An 18,593-nucleotide genomic window follows, 5' to 3' on the forward strand; every position below is an offset into this window, starting at 1 on the left:
TAAAAACTCAAAGTTACAAATAGCCTTACAGCGTTTCTCTTACAAAACTGTTAAAGGTTTTGTGTTGCAAATTTTCTAGTGTTTCTGCATCTGTTTTAAAATGAATAGTTACAACTTCATTTGGCAAAATGTCGAAGAAATTATCTGAAAAATGACCTTTCTCATTCGTAAACAAAAACACATCTTTTTCTAGAGTAGAAGACGATAAGGTAATGTTGAATCCCTCTTCAGCTTTAGCCACATCGATTGTTAACGTTGAAGATTTTAAGCTTAAATTTTTATGATTTGTGAAATAATGATAAGCCGTTTTGTTATTAAATTCTGAAATTAAAACTGCTTCTTTTTTATTAAAATCTATGGTGTTCAAATCTATTTCTTGAACAAGTGTACCTTTGTTTTCTGAAGCTTCCACTTGTTTGGAAGTCTCCCAAATGGTCTTGCCATCAAAATCCATTAGTTTAGATTTTAAAGTTCCTGATTTAGCTTCCAAAAGATCATTAACTATCCAAGTTCTTAGTGTATCATTCTCCACTCGTGAGCTTATCAAAACATCGGCAAAGGCTTTTTTAGTCTTGTAATGCATCGCTTTCCAATTGCCCAAAAAATCTATACTAGACCATGAAATCACAGGCCAACAATCATTAAGCTGCCAATACAATGTACCCATGTTGTATGGTCGTACACGACGTTGTGCCTCAAAACCTATTCTCATTCCGTAAGCTTGTAATAATTGACTCATATATACATAATCCTCGCCATTATCAGGGACTGGGAAATCTCTCTTCATATACTCATCTATCAATTGAAAACCTCTGATGTGTTTTTGATGGTTTTTAAAGCCTTCTGAAGAAATTTCTATACTATCATTTTGGTTGATGTATTTAATTGTTTCATAACTCGGAAATGATTGAAAACCGAATTCGCTCATAAAACGCGGCACGTTATCTTCGAGATGTTCAAACGGATAGGCATCATGCCAAATCCACCAATCGTGAGCATCACCTTCGGTTTTGTATTTAGGATTCCCTCGCCCATATTTGGGTGAGCTTTCCCAATAATCGGTATCTGTATATTTTGAAACGGTTTCTGGTAAAATAGAATCAAAAACCTTTAGATAATTATTCCAAATCTCTTCTTTTTCTTCATCACTTCTACCCGCTTGCCAACCCCAACGATGCCAACCTTCAGAATTTTCATTATTGCCGCACCATAATGCAATCGATGCATGATTGCGTAATCTTTTGACGTTATCAATAGCTTCTTGTTTTACAGTCTCTAGAAAAGCATCATCGCCAGGATACATAGCACAAGCAAACATAAAATCTTGCCAAATCAAGATGCCTTTTTCGTCACACAAATCGTAAAAGATATCGTTCTCGTAAATGCCGCCGCCCCAAACGCGAAGCATATTCATATTAACATCTACAACATCATCTAACAATTTCTCATAATGCGCATCGGTTACTTGATTTTGAAAACTGTGTTGCGGAATGTAATTAGCACCTTTGGCATAAACCGGTTGATTATTAATTTTAAAGTAGAAATTCTCACCAACGCTGTCTTTTTCTGTGACCAATTCAATATCTCGTATACCGTATTTTGTTGAGACACTATCTAGAATTTTCTTGTCATCTTTAACGACGACTTTTATATCGTACAAATACGGTTCGCCAAGATTATGCGGCCACCATAATTTTGGATTTTTAATTTGAAAAGGAATTCCAGAGTTATAGTTTGAAGGATTAAATTGTTTTTCCCTAACCAAGCTATCATTTACATAAACAGCTTGAGTTATATCTTTTTCCATGTTAAATGCGTATTCAATCCCAGCAACTAATTTTGAAATTGAATCGTTTAATTCAATGGTTTTGATTCTTTTATTTTTAATCCTAAAATCATTCCAAGCCACTAACTTTATCGGTCGCCAAATTCCGCTTGTGTTTAATTTTGGCCCCCAATCCCAACCGTACTGAAATTGAGCTTTTCTGGTAAAAATGCGATTGCCTTCAGGCAACTCGTATCCTAACTTTTCTTTTTCTATTTCTTCGTATTTTGAAGTGTTTTCAAACAGAATTCGCAATTCGTTTTCAGCTTTTAAATTCTCTTTTATGTCAACCTCAAAACTTCGAAAAGCATTGTTGGTTTTCAGGATTAAACTATCGTTCAGAAATACAGAAGCGTAGGTGTCTAAGCCTTCAAAATTTAATTCTATATGTTTCTTTTGAAGTATTTTCTTGCTTACCAAAAATGTGGTTTTATATTCCCAATCGGCTTCAGAAACCCATTGTACATCTTTTTCGTTGTCGCCAATAAACGGGTCTTTAATTTGTTTGTTTTCTAATAAATCTGAAAATATATTTCCAGGCACTGTAGCCGAATTCCAAATAGTATCACCTGCTTTTTTGAATTGCCAGTTTTTATTTAACTCTATACTAACTGGCACGTCGTGTTTGGGTTGGCAGCCAAAAATGAGTAGCACAAAAATGAGATAACTATATCGCATCTAAAATGGCTTTTATTTTGGTAATATCTGAAACGGTTTGCGGCATTGCAAACATAGAATTGGGTTGATTAATTGTTACTGATGCAGATGCGTGAATCTCTTGTAATCCAATCGCTTTAAATTTTGAAGCGTTGCTAGCATTAATTCCACCACCAGCTAAAATGGTTATTCTACCATCAGCAATTTCATTTAATTGTTTAAGTAAATCTAAACCTTCTTGTGCTGTTTTTTTCTGACCTGATGTTAATACACGTTCTACACCTAAATCGATTAACTGTTCTAAAGCTTCTTTTGGATTTTTTACCTCATCAAACGCACGATGGAAAGTAAATGGCAGTGGTTTAGATAATTCCACCAATTCGTTTGTTCTTTTTACATCTATCGTTACATCAGGATTTAAAACTCCAGAAACAATGCCGTGACAACCCAAATCTTTACACAATTGAATGTCATTTTTCATAATCTGAAATTCCTCTTCAGAATACACAAAATTTCCACTTCGAGGACGAATTAAGACAAAAGTCTTAATCTTTAAATTTTCTATAACTTGCTTTAATAACCCATAAGATGGTGTGATTCCGCCGATGGACAATTCTTGACAAAGTTCTACACGATATGCCCCTGCATCTTGTGCGTTTTTTGCAGATTGGTATGAGTTGGCACAGACTTCAAGTTTCATATTAATTGACTATAATTTCATCAATAAACGTCCACGCTTTATTACCTGCGCCTTGTTTGCCTTCTGGGATTACTCCGTAGTTTCTGATTTTAAAAACAATATATCTGGTAATGAACCATTCATCGTAATCAAAATTTATACCCCAAGTATTTCGTGTTATTGGTTCAAATAATTGTTCAACAAAAGGGAAAACAATTTCATTTTTAGAATTTAGAAAACCTATTTGAACTCCATCTGGAATATAAATCCATTGACCATTCGCGTTGTAGAATATCGTTTCGACAGACTTTATCTTTTTTTCTTTACCTAAGTCAATCGTAATCTCAATATCATCACCCCAAAAGCCCAACCATTCTTTATCACCATAACGCGTATCACTTCCGCTAATACCGTTTATTAAACCTTCTGCGCCACTTCCAGGATAGCTTTTGTGTGGCTCTTTATCAATGGTTATTTTTGCACCGACAGCTTTGTGGTAATTAATAGTTTGAGTAAACGTTTTTCCTAATTGTTTCTCTGAATTAAAAACGGCGGCTTTAATTTTTACACTTTCTGTAATTGGAATTTGAGATGTGTAAACCTCCGAATTTAAAGTGGGTTCTGTGCCATCCAAAGTATAGCGTATGTCTTTACCTTTTGTGAGTGTGGTTAATTCGTAAAATGATCGGCCATTTTCAGAAGTCATTCCACCTTCAATTTCATACAAATGATTTGCATAATTAATATTCAAAACATCTAATCGCCTATGAAAATTTTCAACTCGAGTAACAAAGTTTTCATAATTTTTATTTTCAGATTTTGTCCAATTGACCTCAGCAATTGCTAAAATTCTAGGATAAGCCATATACTCTACTTGTGCTTCTGTTGGCATATATTCTGTCCAAATATTTCCTTGAGAACCTAAAACGTACTGGGCTTCTTCTTCATTTAACTCCTCCGGAATTGGATTAAAGCTATACACCTTTTCTAGAGGCAAATAACCACCAATTGCCAAAGGCTCGTCATCAGTGTCTGATTGGTAATAGTCTAAATAACAATGAGATGTTGGTGTCATAATTACATTATGTCCAGACTTTGCGGCTTCTACAGCACCTTCGGTTCCACGCCATGACATTACTGTGGCGTTTGGTGCTAAACCACCTTCTAAAATCTCGTCCCAGCCAATAATTTGTCGTCCTTTTGAGTTAAGGTATTTCTCCATCCGAGTTATAAAGTAATTCTGAAGTTCGTGCTCATCTTTTAAGCCTTCAGATTTAATTCGAGCTTGACAATTATCACAAGTTTTCCAACGCGTTTTTGGGGCTTCATCACCTCCAATATGGATGTATTTACTTGGAAATAACTCTAAAACTTCATCTAAAACGTCTTCGAGAAAATCAAAGGTTTCATCTTTTGCACAATAAATATCTTCAAAAACGCCCCATTTTGTTGCAACTTCTACTTGTTCTCCAGTACAGCCTAATTGTGGATATGCAGCTATAGCGGCTTGACTATGTCCAGGCATTTCAATTTCTGGAATAACTGTAACAAATCGTTCTTGGGCATAAGCTACAACTTCTTTTACTTCGTCTTGCGTATAATAACCACCATATTTTTTTCCATCAAATTGGTGTGGTTGGTCACTATAATGACCTATTAGTGTTTCGTCTCTGTAGGCTGCAATCTCTTGTAGTTTAGGATACTTCTTAATTTCTATCCGCCATCCTTGGTCTTCTGTAAGATGCCAATGAAAGGTATTCATCTTAAGCATTGCCAACATATCTATATGCTTTTTAATAAAATCTATAGGATACATGTGGCGGGCAACATCCAAATGCATGCCTCTGTAACTAAATCGAGGCTCGTCTTCAATTTTAAGATTTTGAATGTAAATACCATCTGTGTTTAAGCTGCCATTAGCGAATTCTGGCGGCAATAATTGAATTAAGGTTTGAACCGCATAAAATGCCCCTTTTGAAGAACTTGCATTTATAGTAATTTCTTCTGGTTTAACATTCAATCTATAAGCTTCGGGATTTTGAATAGCATCATCAAATACAAATCTTATGATATTTGATTTACCAGTATTCAAACCAAAAACAGATGTCACTAAGGATTTCCAATATGCTACAACTGGTTCTAATTCTTCATCATAAATGAGATGCGTTTCTGAACTCAATAAAAATTGACCTTTTAAAAGTTTTAAACTATTTGGAGCGGGAATTATCTGAGCCTGAATGGCTTTTACTTCACTTTTTTTACAACTCAAACAAGCTATAAGCAAAAATAAAAGGATGTAGTTTTTCTTGAAATTCATTTTAGTATCTTAGGTCCGTTAAAATTAGTAATCTTTTAATGAATCTTAAATTTATTTCCGCTTTCCTTGGAGCTTTTTTCTTATTTGGATGCAATAACAAAACATCCGTTACTTCTGCAGAAAAAGACCAACCGCTCATCAGCTATGTTAATACCTTCATAGGTACTGGTGGACATGGTCATACTTATCCAGGTGCAACACTGCCTTTTGGCATGATGCAGTTAAGTCCTGACACACGATTAGAAGGCTGGGATGGCTGCTCTGGTTACCATTATACAGACAAATATATTTACGGATTTTCGCATACGCATCTCAGCGGAACAGGTATTAGCGATTATGGCGATGTGCTTTTGATGCCAACAAATAAAGTAGAATTCAATAACGGTGCTGATGGTAAACCTGGCTATCGTGCCCATTTTTCGCATGACAACGAATTTGCTGAACCTGGCTATTACAAAGTACATTTAGATTCTACAGAAATTGATGTAGAGCTTACAGTTTCTAACCGAAGTGGAATTCATAAATACGAATTTCCATCTGCCGAAAATCAATATATGGTTCTTGACTTGGCGCATCGCGATAAATTATTAGACTATAAAATTCAGAAAATAGACGACAAAACCATTCAAGGATTGCGACATTCCGAAGCTTGGGCAAAAGACCAACGTTTGTTTTACTACATGACGTTTTCGCATGCGATGGAAAGCATTGTTTACGATGATAATGAAGGAAATCCCATTTCAAAAAACTATAAATTCAGCAGTAAAAAAGCGGTTATTAAGTTTAACAATCCAAATAATGAACCTGTTTATATTAAAGTCGGGATTTCAGCTGTTGATATTGAAGGTGCTAAGAAAAATTTAGAAGCCGAAATTGGCAATAAAGATTTTGAAACCGTCAAGAAAATTGGACAAGATTATTGGGAAACTCAGCTTGAAAAAATCGTTATAGAGTCTAATGATATCGATAAGAAAACAAATTTCTACTCCGCATTATTTCATACAATGCTTGCGCCACAACGTTACCAAGATGTCGATGGGCGTTATCGCGGTATGGATTTAGAAATTCATGAAGCGGATTTCGATTACTATTCAGTGTTTTCACTTTGGGACACCTATCGCGCTGCACATCCGTTGTATACCATTATTGAGCAAGACCGCACCAGCCATTTTATCAATACATTTTTAGCAAAATATGATGAAGGTGGTATTATGCCCATGTGGGATTTAGCTGGTAATTATACGGATTGTATGATTGGCTATCATGCCGTACCAGTTATTGCAGACGCTTATTTAAAAGGCATTCGCGGTTATGATACGGATAAAGCTTTTGAAGCTATGAAACATTCTGCCACGAGAGATAAATTTGGACTTGAGGCTTACAAGAAATTTGGTTTTATTCCTGTTGATGAAGAAAGCGAATCGGTATCCAAAACCTTAGAATACGCTTATGACGATTGGACGATTGCGCAAATGGCAAAAGACATGGGCAAGACCGAAGATTATAAAACCTACATAAAAAGAGCCCAGTATTACAAAAATGTATTTGACCCAGAAACTCAATTTATGCGAGGACGTTTTAGAAACACGTGGTTTGCGCCTTTTGACCCTTATGAGGTAAATTTTAATTACACCGAAGCCAACTCATGGCAATACAGTTTTTATGTGCCGCAAGATGTTTCTGGATTTATAAACTTATTAGGTGGAAAAGAACAACTTGAAGCAAAACTAGACGACTTATTTTCTGCACAAACAGAGATTACTGGTCGTGACCAATCTGATATTACAGGACTTATTGGCCAGTATGCCCACGGTAATGAGCCAAGTCATCACATGGCATATCTCTATAATTTTGTAAACAAACCGCATAAAACACAGGAGAAAGTTCATCAAATTTTAACCGAGCTTTACAACAATGACCCTGATGGTGTTTCGGGTAACGAAGATTGCGGCCAAATGAGTGCTTGGTATGTTTTGAGTTCTATGGGATTTTATTCGGTAACACCAGGAAGTAATGAGTATGTGATTGGTACACCGTTATTTGATAAAGCGACGATTAATCTTGAAAATGGAAGACAATTCAACATTATCGCAAATAATTTAAGTGATACCAACATTTACATTGAAAGTGTGAGTCTGAATGGTAAAGCTTTAGACAAAACATTCATCAAACATTCAGATGTTGTTGAAGGTGGCACGTTGGAATTCAATATGACTTCTTCTCCAACCGATTGGGGAACAGCCGAAGGTACCGAACCAAAAACCGAAATTGCTGAGCACATTATTTTGCCTTCGCCATATATTGAAAAAGGTGATATTACCTTTAGAGGTGAAACTGAAGTGGTTTTAAACACTTCTGAAAAAGATGCCAAAATCTTTTATGCATTAGACGATGGGGCATTTCAAGAATATTCAAAACCTTTCAAAATTAAAACAGATACGAAAGTGAAAATGTATTCTGAAAAAGGCGAATTAAAAAGTCCTGTTTTACAAACCCCTTTCTTTAAGATTGACCCTAATTTAAGCATTACCTTAGAATCTAAGTATGCTAATCAATATTCCGCAGGTGGGAATGACGCTTTAATTGACGGCATAAGAAGCACCAAAAATTACAGAACAGGAAGTTGGCAAGGTTATCATGACCAAGATTTGGTGGCGGTTGTCGATTTGGGCTCTGTGAAACCAATAAACTTAATCACTTCAAACTATTTACGAGACCAAGGCGCGTGGATTTTTCATCCAACCGAAGTGGAATATTTAGTGTCAAAAGATGGAAAAACATTCACCTCAATTGGAAAGAAAACCTTAGAAACAAAACCTAAGAATTACAATATCGCTATTGAAACTGTAGAGATGAAAATCCCGAAATCTAATTATAGATACGTCAAAGTTATTGCTAAAAAATTAGGTAATTTACCAGAGTGGCACATAGGCTATCCTATGAATGGGAAAAGCTGGATATTTGTGGATGAGATTTCGGTTAAGTAATAAAAAGTGACCTGTCATTTCGAGCGTAGTCGAGAAATCTTAGTTCTATTAATCTTGATTACACTCGATGTGACTGAAAAAATGAGATGCTGAAACAAGTTCAGCATGACAAAAAATCAAACTAACTAACATAAAAAAACATGAGTAATCAACAAACCAACAAATCGGCATTAACAACGCTAGTGACTGTTTTCTTTTTTTGGGGCTTTATCGCAGCATCAAATGGTGTATTTATTCCATTTTGTAAAACCTATTTTAATATCGACCAGTTTCAGTCGCAATTGGTAGATTTTGCATTTTATGGCGCCTATTACATCGGGGCACTTTTGTTATTTATTATTTCGAGTGGTATTAAAAAAGACATTGTCAATTCATGGGGCTACAAAAAAGTTATTGTCTATGGCTTGTTACTTTCGGCAATTGGTGCTTTTATTATGTATCCAGCAACTGCAGGCGCAGAGCAAGGTCAAACAGCAGTATTTTATTTTGTCTTAATCGCCTTGTTTATTGTGGGTCTTGGTTTCTCATTGCAACAAACTGGCGCCAATCCTTTTGCAATTGCACTCGGTCCACCAGAAACAGGTTCGCATCGTTTAAATTTGGCTGGCGGAATCAATTCATTTGGTACAACCATTGGACCAATAGTCGTGGCTTTAGTGCTTTTTGGTGCTGCAGCCGTTAGTCCAGAAGAATTGGTGCGAATGATTAAAGAAAATGAAATTACTCTAACCACAGTTCAACTGCTGTATTTAGGTGTTGGTGCATTGTTTTTAGTGGCAGCCGCTTTATTTCATTTTTCGAAAAAATTACCAGCTCTAAAGTCAGAAACTGATTTTGAAGCAGCTAACAAAGCCAAGAATTTACTCATTATTTTAACCCTAATAATTGTGGCTTGTTTTGGTTATATATTTAGTACTTATGCCGGCGATGAAGTAGCTACTGAAAGTGTTGAAAACACAAGATTAGCCTTATTATTTGTTGCATTAATTGCTGTTATAGCTTCAGTATTTATTGCTAATTCAAGCGCTTCGAAAAATCCTATCGGTTGGGGCGCCATGAAATATCCACAACTGGTTTTGGGCATGCTTGCCATTTTTACTTATGTCGGGGTTGAGGTAACGATTCAATCTAATTTAGGTGAATTATTAAAAACCGTTGGCGACGCTGCTAAAAATCTCAATCCTCTAGGTTTGCCGGTTTTAAATGATGCCGAGATTGGAAAATACATTTCTATGTATTGGGGTGGCCTTATGATTGGGCGTTGGGTTGGTGCCATTACCGTATTTAGTCCAAGTAAAGGTCTAAAGAAAGTTCTTTTAATTCTAGTACCTTATGTTGCTTTTGGCGTAATTATACTGGCAAATTCAGCAAATTCTTTAATGTCTTCGGGCGAATTGAATTTTTCGAATAACGAGTTACTCTTCTTTGCCATCTGTATTGCTGTTCAAATCTTTGGATTTTTTATGGCAAAAGATAAGCCTGTTGCTACGCTTAAAATCTTTAGTTTATTTGGTATTTTAGGCATGCTCATTGGTTTATTCACTACAGGTAATTTGGCGTTATTCGCATTTTTATCAGGCGGCTTGTTCTGTTCTATTATGTGGCCATGCATCTTTACGCTTAGTATTGCTGGTCTTGGAAAATACACCTCACAAGGTTCTGCATTTTTAATCATGATGATTTTAGGTGGCGCAATTATTCCACCTTTACAAGGTAAATTGGCAGACATCTTTAGTATTCAATCGTCGTATTGGATTGCTGTAGCGTGTTTTGGATACTTATTGTTTTATGCTTTTAGAACAAAGACTGTCCTTGACAAACAAGGCGTAACGTATTAAATTGAAGTTGAATCCCGATAGCTATCGGGAGAAGTCGAAGATGAATACGAATTCGAAACTGAAGATGAAAATTGGATAAAAAATAAGATGAACAGAAGAAAATTTTTAAAAAATACGTCGTTAACAGGAGTTGGATTAGCCGTTGGCTCATCTATCGTGTCGTGTGATGATGCTGCTCAAGGTAAACCTATTCAACAAAAAGTCAATTCAGAATCAAAAGCTATTTTACCTGTCATCGTTGCCACGTGGCACGTTGAAGCAGCAACCGCTAAAGCGATGGACGTATTACAATCTGGAGGTACGGCACTCGATGCTGTAGAAGAAGGTTGCAAAATAGAAGAAGCTAACGAAAAAGGGCAATCTGTGGGTAAAGGCGGTTTACCAGACCGCGAAGGTAATGTGACTCTTGATGCTTGTATAATGGACGACAAAGGAAATTGTGGTGCCGTTGTTTATTTAAAAGACATAAAGCACGCTGTTTCTGTTGCACGAAAAGTTATGGAAGATACACCGCATGTGATGCTTGCTGGTGAAGGCGCAAAACAATTTGCCTTAGAAAGCGGTTTTGAAGCTGAAGATTTATTAACCGAAGCTTCTAAAAAAGCCTGGGAAAAATGGAAAGTTGAAGCGAAGTACAAACCCATTATTAATATCGAAAACCATGATACTATAGGCATGCTCGCCGTAGATAAAAATGGAACTATTTCTGGAGCATGTACAACAAGTGGCTTAGCCTATAAAATGAATGGTCGCATAGGTGACTCTCCAATTATAGGTTCAGGATTATTTGTAGATAACGAAGTTGGTGGTGCTACTGCTACTGGACTTGGTGAAGAAGTTGTAAAAACCGTTGGAAGCTTTTTAATTGTAGAACTCATGCGTCAAGGTAAAACTCCACAAGAGGCCTGTGAAGAAGCTATTGGGCGTATCGTAAACAAACCCGGGAAAAACTATAAAGATTTTCAGATTGGCTATATCGCCGTCAATAAAAAGGGTGAAACAGGTTGCTATTCCATACACCAGTATTTTAGTATGACCAAATACCAAGATGGTGAAAACAAGCAGATACAGTCAGATTTTTTTAATAAAACTTAAAACCACTTAACAGTAAACCTTGCAATTTTTTCTTTATAATTTGTATAAGGAGGAAATAGCAATTCTGCAATTCCAAATGTATGTTGCTTAACAACTGCTCTCTCATTACTAAAGGCTTTAAAGCCATAATAGCCATGCGATTTTCCAATACCACTATTATTTATACCTCCAAAGGGTAAATTGTGATTTGAATAATGAATAATATTATTATTAATACATGTGCCTCCAGCTTTTGTATGATTCAATATCTTTTTAATATTCTTTTTACTCTTGCTATAGATGTAAAGCGCTAACGGACGTTCTTTTTCTTTAATATAGTCGATAGCTTCATCTAAGGTTTTATAAGTAACTATTGGATAAATTGGACCAAAAATTTCCTCTTCTAATAATGAAGCATCATCGCTTAAATCAGAAACTATAGTTGGGTCAATATACTTATTGTCTTTATTAGAATTTGCACCACTATTTATCGTTGCATTTTTTGATTTCGCATCATCTAAATGCGCATTAAGGCGGTTAAAATGTTTTGTCGTAACAATGCGTCCATAAGAATCTGAAGTTTCAGGATTCTCCCCATAATATTCTTTTAACCATGATTTACACTCTTTAATAAATGCATCTTTTACTGTTTCATCTACAAGTGCATAATCTGGAGAGACACAAATCTGTCCACAGTTCATAAATTTTCCCCACATGATTTTTTTTGCGGCAGCTTTTAGATTTGCAGTTTCATCAATTATAGTTGGTGATTTTCCGCCGAGTTCTAAGGTAACAGAAGCAAGATGCTCAGCCGCAGCCTTCATAACAATTTTACCAACCACTGGTGAACCCGTGAAAAAAATATGATTAAATGGGAGTTGTAGCAACTGTGTTGCTGTCTCTACTTTGCCTTCCACCAACGCCACTTCATCTTCTGTAAAAACAGTTTCAACTATGGTCTTCATCAAGGCTGAAGAGTGTGGCGTCATTTCCGACGGTTTTATAATAACCGTATTTCCAGCTGCAATGGCAGATACTAATGGCCCAAAAGTTAAATTGAAAGGAAAATTCCATGGCGAAATAATTAAACACACGCCTTTAGCTTCATATTTTATATAAGATGAAGAGCCGAGCATAGACAAGGGTGTTTTAACCTTTTTATTACGCATCCATTTATGTAGGTATTTTTTTGCATGCTTAATATCGCCTACAATTTGATAGATTTCGGTCATTTCAGTCTCTACCACAGGTTTGCCTAAATCTTTCTTAAGCGCATCTTTAATATCGTTTCTAAATGTTACTTCTACTGCTCGTTGAATTGCATCTAACTTCTGTAATCGCTCATTATAGGTACTATTAGCTACTTTAAACTGATTCGCTTTTTGATTAAAAAACAATTTATAATATGGGTTTTCGGGGGATGTCTTCATTTTATATTCCTGATTTTAAAGGGCTACGGACTAAAATTGTGCATTTCGTCGATGTTTTGTACAAAACAGTTCCATTTAACTAAAAGTGATAGGGGTTCGTCTAAAAATTTCGCGTTTTAGTATAAACGTGTTGTTTATTTGTGCTGTTGTTAAAAGTAATAACAATTAATCAAATGAAAAACTTAATTCTAATAGTAGCATTCTTAACCTTACCACTTTTAGGGTTTGCAGAGGCTCATACACCTGCAAGTGCTAGTACTACAGAATTGGTTTCTATTAAAAAAATTGAAGACGTTACTCCTAGAAAAGTAAAAGCTGCAAGAAACTCTAAAGTTCTTGAAGTTAATTACAAAAAGAGTAATGACATTATAAGCATAAAAGCGTATCGCAAAAGTCTAAAAGACAAAGTGCGAAGAGAGAGATTGTGCTAAGCACATAATTTAGTTTTAAATCGTTATTAATCCTTTTGTCGCAAGATGAAAGGATTTTTTTTAACAAAAAAGCCCTTCCAAATCTGGAAGGGCTTTTTACTAATAGATATTATTTGATTTTGTTACCATTTTTATCGAAAAAATGATATTCAAGATAAGTGTAAGCATCTCTAGGTAAAACTTTTACCCATTTTTTGTGTTCAAAAAACCACTTTGAACGTACAGATGGAAACCCTTTGGTTAGAAAGGCCGCTATAAAAGGATGTGCGTGCAATGCTACTTTTTTATAGTCTTTTTGTTTAAAAATCCGCTCTAAGTCTTGGCTCATTCGCTCTACGACTTTTATCGGTGCTTCGATTTCGTCACCACCAACAGTATTAGGATTTATCTCTTTTGTTTTAATATTACGCTCTGGCCTAACGCGCTGTCTGGTTATTTGCACTAATCCAAACTTACTCGGCGGTAATATTTTATGCTTTGCTTTATCATCTTTCATTTCTTCACGAAGATGATTGTAAAGGGCTTTTCGGTTTTCTGCTCTACCCATATCGATAAAATCAATAACAATAATTCCACCCATATCACGTAAGCGCAATTGGCGCGCTATTTCTGTAGCAGAGATTAAATTAACTTCTAAAGCCGTGTCTTCTTGGTTTTTCTCTTTGTTAGAGCGATTTCCACTGTTTACATCTATAACATGAAGTGCTTCGGTATGTTCTATTACCAAATATGCGCCCTTTGCCATTGAAACCGTTCTACCAAATGATGTTTTAATTTGGCGCTCGATTCCGAATTTTTCAAAAATGGGCATTCCATTTTTATAGAATTTTACAATAGATTCCTTTTTTGGTGCAATTTGATGCACATAATCTTTTACTTGCTCATACAATGCTTCATCATTTACGTGAATGCCTGAGAATGAATCATTGAAAATATCCCTTAAAATCGAGGATGCTTTGTTCATTTCTCCCAACACTTTTGTAGGATGATGGGCTTTGTAGAGTTTTTTGCACATTGCTGTCCATCTGTTCAGCAAACTTTGCAAATCACTATCAATTTCTGCTACTTTTTTACCTTCGGCTACAGTACGAATAATAACACCGAAACCTTTTGGTGTAATACTTTTTACCAAACGTTTTAGGCGGTCTTTTTCTTCTTGAGATTCTATTTTCTGAGAAACAGATATACGATTAGAAAAAGGAACTAAAACAATATAGCGACCTGCAATAGACAGTTCTGAACTTATACGAGGTCCTTTAGTAGAAATTGGTTCTTTTACAACTTGTACCAATAGTGATTGGTTGGACTTAATGGCTTCTGCAATTTTACCATGCTTGTCTAAATCTTTTTCAAAAGGAAAGTTTTTTAAAGAGTAATCTCTTAATTTCCCTGTGCTTACACGTTTAGTGAATTTTAAAAGAGAAGGGAGTTGCGGACCTAAATCGTGATAATGCAAAAACGCATCTTTTTCGTAGCCAACGTTTACGAAGGCTGCATTTAGTCCAGGTATAACTTTACGTATTTTGGCAATAAAAATATCACCTACTGCAAAGTTGTTATCCTCTTCATCTTTGTGCAATTCAATAAGTTTTCCATCTTTTAATAAGGCAAAATCAACAATATCCGAACTTGATCTTACGATTAATTCCTTGTTCATAATGTTAATTTATATCCATCCCTTAATTGAGATAGACGGATTTTACTTAATTATTTGACACAGGATGTTCCGATTAAATTATCGGAAATTCCAACAAATTAATAGGTGTACTCTATTAAATAGCACCTATAATTCTATATCAAAGAACGTTCTTTTAAAACCGAAAAAAGTAGCTTTATCAACTACTTTTATCGATTTATTTTTTCTTGTGACGATTAGCGCGTCTACGTTTTTTACGCTTATGCGTCGCTACCTTGTGTCTTTTACGTTTTTTACCACTTGGCATAAATAATTCGTTTTTTTAGATTAATATTTTACTTAATATTTTAGTTCACCTCTACTTTAGCTTTTACACCTTCTAAAAAGATTTTAGCTGGCTTAAACGCTGGTATGTTGTGAGCTGGTATTTTTATTGTTGTATTCTTAGAGATATTACGACCTGTTTTTTCTGCTCTTGTTTTTATAATAAAGCTTCCAAAACCTCTTAAATATACATTGTCTCCGCTCTCTAAAGATGTCTTTACTTCGTCCATGAAAGATTCTACTGTAGCTTGTACATCACCTTTTTCAATTCCTAATTTATCAGAAATTTTAGCTACTAAATCTGCTTTTGTCATTTTACTTAATTATTTGTGTTACTATTATTTATAAGGGGTTGCAAATATATGTAATTTAATTTCAATATTTCAAACGTAATTCATTAAAATTTAAGCGGATATAGTTTTATGTTTGCACAGTTCTACACTATTTCTAAATGGATTTTACAACAAACATAATTAATTGGTATTCAGAACATAAAAGAGATTTACCTTGGCGCAAAACCACTAATCCATACTATATTTGGTTATCAGAAATTATCTTACAACAAACACAAGTAAAACAAGGGTTACCTTATTACCAAGCTTTTGTAGATACATTTCCTACCATATTTGATCTTGCCAAAAGTGATGAACAAGGCGTTCTGAAATTATGGCAAGGTTTGGGCTACTATTCCAGAGCACGAAACCTTCATTATACGGCTAAATATGTTGCTAATGAGTTAGACGGCAAATTTCCAGATACTTACAACGATATCATAAAACTTAAAGGCATAGGTGATTATACAGCAAGCGCCATAGCTTCCATTGCCTTTGGCGAAGTTGCAGCTGTAGTAGATGGGAATGTTTACCGTGTTCTGTCTCGATTTTTCGGAATTGAAACACCTATAAATTCTACAAAGGGCATAAAAGAGTTTAAAGCTTTAGCCACAGAATTGATAGATAAAAAACGCCCTGCAGAATTCAATCAAGCCATTATGGAGTTTGGAGCACAACAATGTAAACCAAAAAATCCTTATTGTATTGTTTGCCCGCTACAATCTGCTTGTGTAGCATTTCAGAAAAATAAGATTTCCGAGTTGCCTGTAAAACTTAAGAAAACTAAAGTTAGACATCGCTATTTTAATTATTTAGTTATTATAGATAAATTAAAAAATATTATAGTTGAGCAACGCAAAGGAAAAGGCATATGGCAGAATTTATATCAGTTTCCGCTAATAGAAACCGAAAAAAGTTTATCCATTGAAGCTTTTGAAGAAGTAGCGGAAAAGCATAGACTTCTAAAAAATGTTGATTACGATTTAAGTCTCTATAATGAGACTGACGTAGTTCATAAATTGTCACACCAACACTTACATACCAAGTTTTGGATTATAAGCACAGACCAACCCTATAAAAATGCTATTTCTATAAAAGAATTGAAAGCGTATCCTGTACCTACTTTAATCAGCGAATTTATTTCCAAATTCAAATTTTGAAATCACCCTATTCTTATTTTTATTATTTTTAAAGAAGAGAATTAAAAAGTTTAATTTTGTAAGCTAATAAATTAAAAGAAATTATGTCAGGAACGCTAAATAAAGTAATGCTCATTGGCCATTTGGGAGACGAAGTAAAGATGCACTACTTTGATGATAAAAATTGTGTTGGCCGATTTCCGTTAGCAACTAACGAAACCTATATAAACAGACAAACAAACGAGCGTGTTTCTAATACCGAATGGCATAATATAGTGGTTAGAAATAAGGCTGCAGAAATATGCGAAAAATATCTAAGTAAAGGTGATAAAGTTTACATCGAAGGTCGCATTAAAACACGTAAATGGACAGACGATAAAGGCATGGAACGCTATTCTACAGAAATTCAATGTACGGATTTTACGTTTTTGACTAATAAAAACGAACAGCAGACTGGCGGCTCACCATCTTCGCAGAATACACCAAATTCATCTGAAGCTTCTAAACCATCGATAGACACATCTTTAATTGATGATAATGACGATTTACCATTTTAGTTTATTGTAATTCTATTTGTTTATTTTGGATCCCGAACCCAGTATATATTTTATAAACCTTATAGCATTTAACAGCTCTTTAGCTGTGAGTATCTTTGCATTAATACTTCTACTGATATGTTCTGCTTTAATATCTGGCGCAGAAGTTGCGCTTTTCTCATTAACAAAAACGGATATTAATAAGGCATCCGAGGAACATTCTAGTAAGATAGCCTTAATTGTTTCTCTTTTAGAACGTCCAAAGAAATTATTAGCTACTATTCTTGTGGCTAACAATTTTATCAATATTGCTATTGTCATTCTGTTTGCATACATCGGAGAGTTTTTATTTAGTTCTATAAATAGTCCTATTTTTAGATTTCTACTCGAGGTTGTATCTGCAACATTCTTAATTCTATTGTTTGGTGAAATTATTCCAAAGATTTATGCTAGCCGTAATAGTCTAAAATTTTCTATAGCCTTGGCTAAGCCACTAAAAGTCTTAGATGTCGTTTTTTCTCCTGTTAGCATGCCCTTGAGGTATATTACCATTCAAATTCAAAAAAAATTAGGTAAACAGAAATCCAATATCAGTGTTGATCAATTATCACAAGCATTAGAACTTACTGACGATAACGATACTACCAAAGAAGAACAGCAAATATTACAGAGTATTGTTTCTTTTGGCAACACGGATACCAAACAGGTAATGCGCCCCAGAATGGATATTTTTGCTGTTAATATCGAGGCTAAATTCAATACAATCATTCCAGAAATTATTAATAATGGTTATTCCCGAATCCCAGTATTTAAAGAAAGCATAGACACTGTTGTTGGTATACTATATGTTAAAGATTTATTGCCTCATATTAACAAAAAAACGTTCGATTGGACATCTATTTTACGAGAGCCTTTTTTTGTTCCAGAGAACAAAAAGCTTGATGACTTGATGCAAGAATTTCAGACAAAAAAGGTACATCTTGCTGTTGTCGTTGATGAGTATGGCGGAACTTCTGGTGTCGTATCTTTAGAGGATATTATTGAAGAAATTGTAGGAGATATAAGTGATGAGTATGATGTAGATGATTTAAATTTTACCAAACTAGACAATCATAACTATAGATTCGATGGCAAGACCCAGCTTAAAGACATCTATAAAATCTTATCCTTAGAGGATTTTACATCTTTTGAAGCAAAAAAGGGCGAAGCCGAAACCATTGCTGGTTTTGTTCTAGAAATTTCGGGAGGTTTTCCGAAAGTCGGTAGTAAAATAAATTTTGAAAATTACGTTTTTACAGTAGAGGCTATAGAAAAAAAACGCATTAAGCAGATTAAGTTAACGCTTCTAGATTAGATCAAACGTTTAATAAAAAACAGCTTCTCACTTC

General features: G+C 34.9%; 13 protein-coding genes. 7 read left to right on the forward strand and 6 right to left on the reverse strand.

Going from position 1 to position 18,593, the window contains the following annotated elements; all coding sequences use genetic code 11:
• Positions 1 to 25: 25 nt before the first annotated feature.
• From DFQ05_RS06835 to DFQ05_RS06845, 3 genes are read right to left on the reverse strand one after another with little or no spacing between them, the layout of a single operon-like run.
• Positions 26 to 2,503, reverse strand: coding sequence for a beta-mannosidase (locus tag DFQ05_RS06835; RefSeq protein ID WP_132704651.1), 2,478 nt, complete (start codon positions 2,501 to 2,503; stop codon positions 26 to 28).
• Positions 2,493 to 3,182: a copper homeostasis protein CutC gene (locus DFQ05_RS06840; RefSeq protein WP_132704652.1), complete on the reverse strand. Its 690-nt coding sequence runs from the start codon at positions 3,180 to 3,182 to the stop codon at positions 2,493 to 2,495. Before DFQ05_RS06840 ends, DFQ05_RS06835 begins: the two co-directional genes overlap by 11 nt.
• Before the next feature lies 1 nt (position 3,183).
• Entirely contained in the window at positions 3,184 to 5,478 is a 2,295-nt protein-coding gene (locus DFQ05_RS06845) for a beta-N-acetylhexosaminidase (RefSeq protein ID WP_132704653.1), read from the reverse strand.
• A gap of 38 nt (positions 5,479 to 5,516) precedes the next feature.
• Between DFQ05_RS06845 and DFQ05_RS06850 the strand changes: the two genes are divergently transcribed.
• From DFQ05_RS06850 to DFQ05_RS06860, 3 genes are all read left to right on the forward strand, one after another.
• Complete coding sequence (locus DFQ05_RS06850; protein WP_132704654.1) at positions 5,517 to 8,465, forward strand: GH92 family glycosyl hydrolase; 2,949 nt, start codon at positions 5,517 to 5,519, stop codon at positions 8,463 to 8,465.
• Positions 8,466 to 8,605: 140 nt separating this feature from the next.
• Positions 8,606 to 10,303 carry an MFS transporter gene (locus DFQ05_RS06855; RefSeq protein ID WP_132704655.1) on the forward strand — a complete coding sequence of 566 codons (1,698 nt, stop codon included), beginning with the start codon at positions 8,606 to 8,608 and terminating at the stop codon, positions 10,301 to 10,303.
• An 87-nt stretch (positions 10,304 to 10,390) separates the two neighbouring features.
• Complete coding sequence (locus DFQ05_RS06860; protein ID WP_132704656.1) at positions 10,391 to 11,398, forward strand: glycosylasparaginase; 1,008 nt, start codon at positions 10,391 to 10,393, stop codon at positions 11,396 to 11,398.
• Here the strand turns inward: DFQ05_RS06860 and DFQ05_RS06865 are convergent.
• A complete protein-coding gene (locus DFQ05_RS06865; protein ID WP_132704657.1) occupies positions 11,395 to 12,807 on the reverse strand; it encodes an aldehyde dehydrogenase family protein in 1,413 nt (470 codons plus the stop codon). The two genes, DFQ05_RS06860 and DFQ05_RS06865, sit on opposite strands and share 4 nt — an antisense overlap.
• Positions 12,808 to 12,980: 173 nt before the next feature.
• Here DFQ05_RS06865 and DFQ05_RS06870 point away from each other — a divergent pair, with 173 nt between their 5' ends.
• Positions 12,981 to 13,238 carry a hypothetical protein gene (locus DFQ05_RS06870; RefSeq protein WP_132704658.1) on the forward strand — a complete coding sequence of 86 codons (258 nt, stop codon included), beginning with the start codon at positions 12,981 to 12,983 and terminating at the stop codon, positions 13,236 to 13,238.
• Between the two features lie 109 nt (positions 13,239 to 13,347).
• Here DFQ05_RS06870 and DFQ05_RS06875 read toward each other — a convergent pair whose 3' ends face one another.
• Positions 13,348 to 14,895: an Rne/Rng family ribonuclease gene (locus tag DFQ05_RS06875; RefSeq protein ID WP_132704659.1), complete on the reverse strand. Its 1,548-nt coding sequence runs from the start codon at positions 14,893 to 14,895 to the stop codon at positions 13,348 to 13,350.
• A 326-nt stretch (positions 14,896 to 15,221) separates the two neighbouring features.
• Complete coding sequence (locus DFQ05_RS06880) at positions 15,222 to 15,512, reverse strand: HU family DNA-binding protein (protein WP_087492065.1); 291 nt, start codon at positions 15,510 to 15,512, stop codon at positions 15,222 to 15,224.
• A 137-nt stretch (positions 15,513 to 15,649) separates the two neighbouring features.
• Between DFQ05_RS06880 and mutY the strand changes: the two genes are divergently transcribed.
• The 3 genes from mutY (at position 15,650) to DFQ05_RS06895 (ending at position 18,559) form a co-directional block, all read left to right on the forward strand.
• Entirely contained in the window at positions 15,650 to 16,690 is a 1,041-nt protein-coding gene (gene mutY, locus DFQ05_RS06885) for an A/G-specific adenine glycosylase (protein WP_132704660.1), read from the forward strand.
• An 83-nt stretch (positions 16,691 to 16,773) separates the two neighbouring features.
• Complete coding sequence (locus DFQ05_RS06890; protein ID WP_132704661.1) at positions 16,774 to 17,226, forward strand: single-stranded DNA-binding protein; 453 nt, start codon at positions 16,774 to 16,776, stop codon at positions 17,224 to 17,226.
• Between the two features lie 25 nt (positions 17,227 to 17,251).
• On the forward strand, positions 17,252 to 18,559 hold the full coding sequence (locus tag DFQ05_RS06895) for a gliding motility-associated protein GldE (RefSeq protein ID WP_132704662.1): 1,308 nt from the start codon (positions 17,252 to 17,254) through the stop codon (positions 18,557 to 18,559).
• Positions 18,560 to 18,593: the final 34 nt, after the last annotated feature.

The sequence above is a fragment of the Winogradskyella wandonensis genome (genome assembly GCF_004346845.1).
GTDB lineage: Bacteria > Bacteroidota > Bacteroidia > Flavobacteriales > Flavobacteriaceae > Winogradskyella > Winogradskyella wandonensis.

What these genes read in the sequence shown, in the direction of transcription:
- DFQ05_RS06890 (WP_132704661.1), top strand. Translation starts at nt 16,774, where the DNA reads ATGTCAGGAACGCTAAATAAAGTAATGCTCATTGGCCATTTGGGAGAC.
- DFQ05_RS06875 (WP_132704659.1), bottom strand. Translation starts at nt 14,895, where the DNA reads ATGAACAAGGAATTAATCGTAAGATCAAGTTCGGATATTGTTGATTTT.
- DFQ05_RS06855 (WP_132704655.1), top strand. Translation starts at nt 8,606, where the DNA reads ATGAGTAATCAACAAACCAACAAATCGGCATTAACAACGCTAGTGACT.
- DFQ05_RS06840 (WP_132704652.1), bottom strand. Translation starts at nt 3,182, where the DNA reads ATGAAACTTGAAGTCTGTGCCAACTCATACCAATCTGCAAAAAACGCA.
- DFQ05_RS06860 (WP_132704656.1), top strand. Translation starts at nt 10,391, where the DNA reads ATGAACAGAAGAAAATTTTTAAAAAATACGTCGTTAACAGGAGTTGGA.
- mutY (WP_132704660.1), top strand. Translation starts at nt 15,650, where the DNA reads ATGGATTTTACAACAAACATAATTAATTGGTATTCAGAACATAAAAGA.
- DFQ05_RS06845 (WP_132704653.1), bottom strand. Translation starts at nt 5,478, where the DNA reads ATGAATTTCAAGAAAAACTACATCCTTTTATTTTTGCTTATAGCTTGT.
- DFQ05_RS06850 (WP_132704654.1), top strand. Translation starts at nt 5,517, where the DNA reads ATGAATCTTAAATTTATTTCCGCTTTCCTTGGAGCTTTTTTCTTATTT.
- DFQ05_RS06870 (WP_132704658.1), top strand. Translation starts at nt 12,981, where the DNA reads ATGAAAAACTTAATTCTAATAGTAGCATTCTTAACCTTACCACTTTTA.
- DFQ05_RS06835 (WP_132704651.1), bottom strand. Translation starts at nt 2,503, where the DNA reads ATGCGATATAGTTATCTCATTTTTGTGCTACTCATTTTTGGCTGCCAA.
- DFQ05_RS06865 (WP_132704657.1), bottom strand. Translation starts at nt 12,807, where the DNA reads ATGAAGACATCCCCCGAAAACCCATATTATAAATTGTTTTTTAATCAA.
- DFQ05_RS06880 (WP_087492065.1), bottom strand. Translation starts at nt 15,512, where the DNA reads ATGACAAAAGCAGATTTAGTAGCTAAAATTTCTGATAAATTAGGAATT.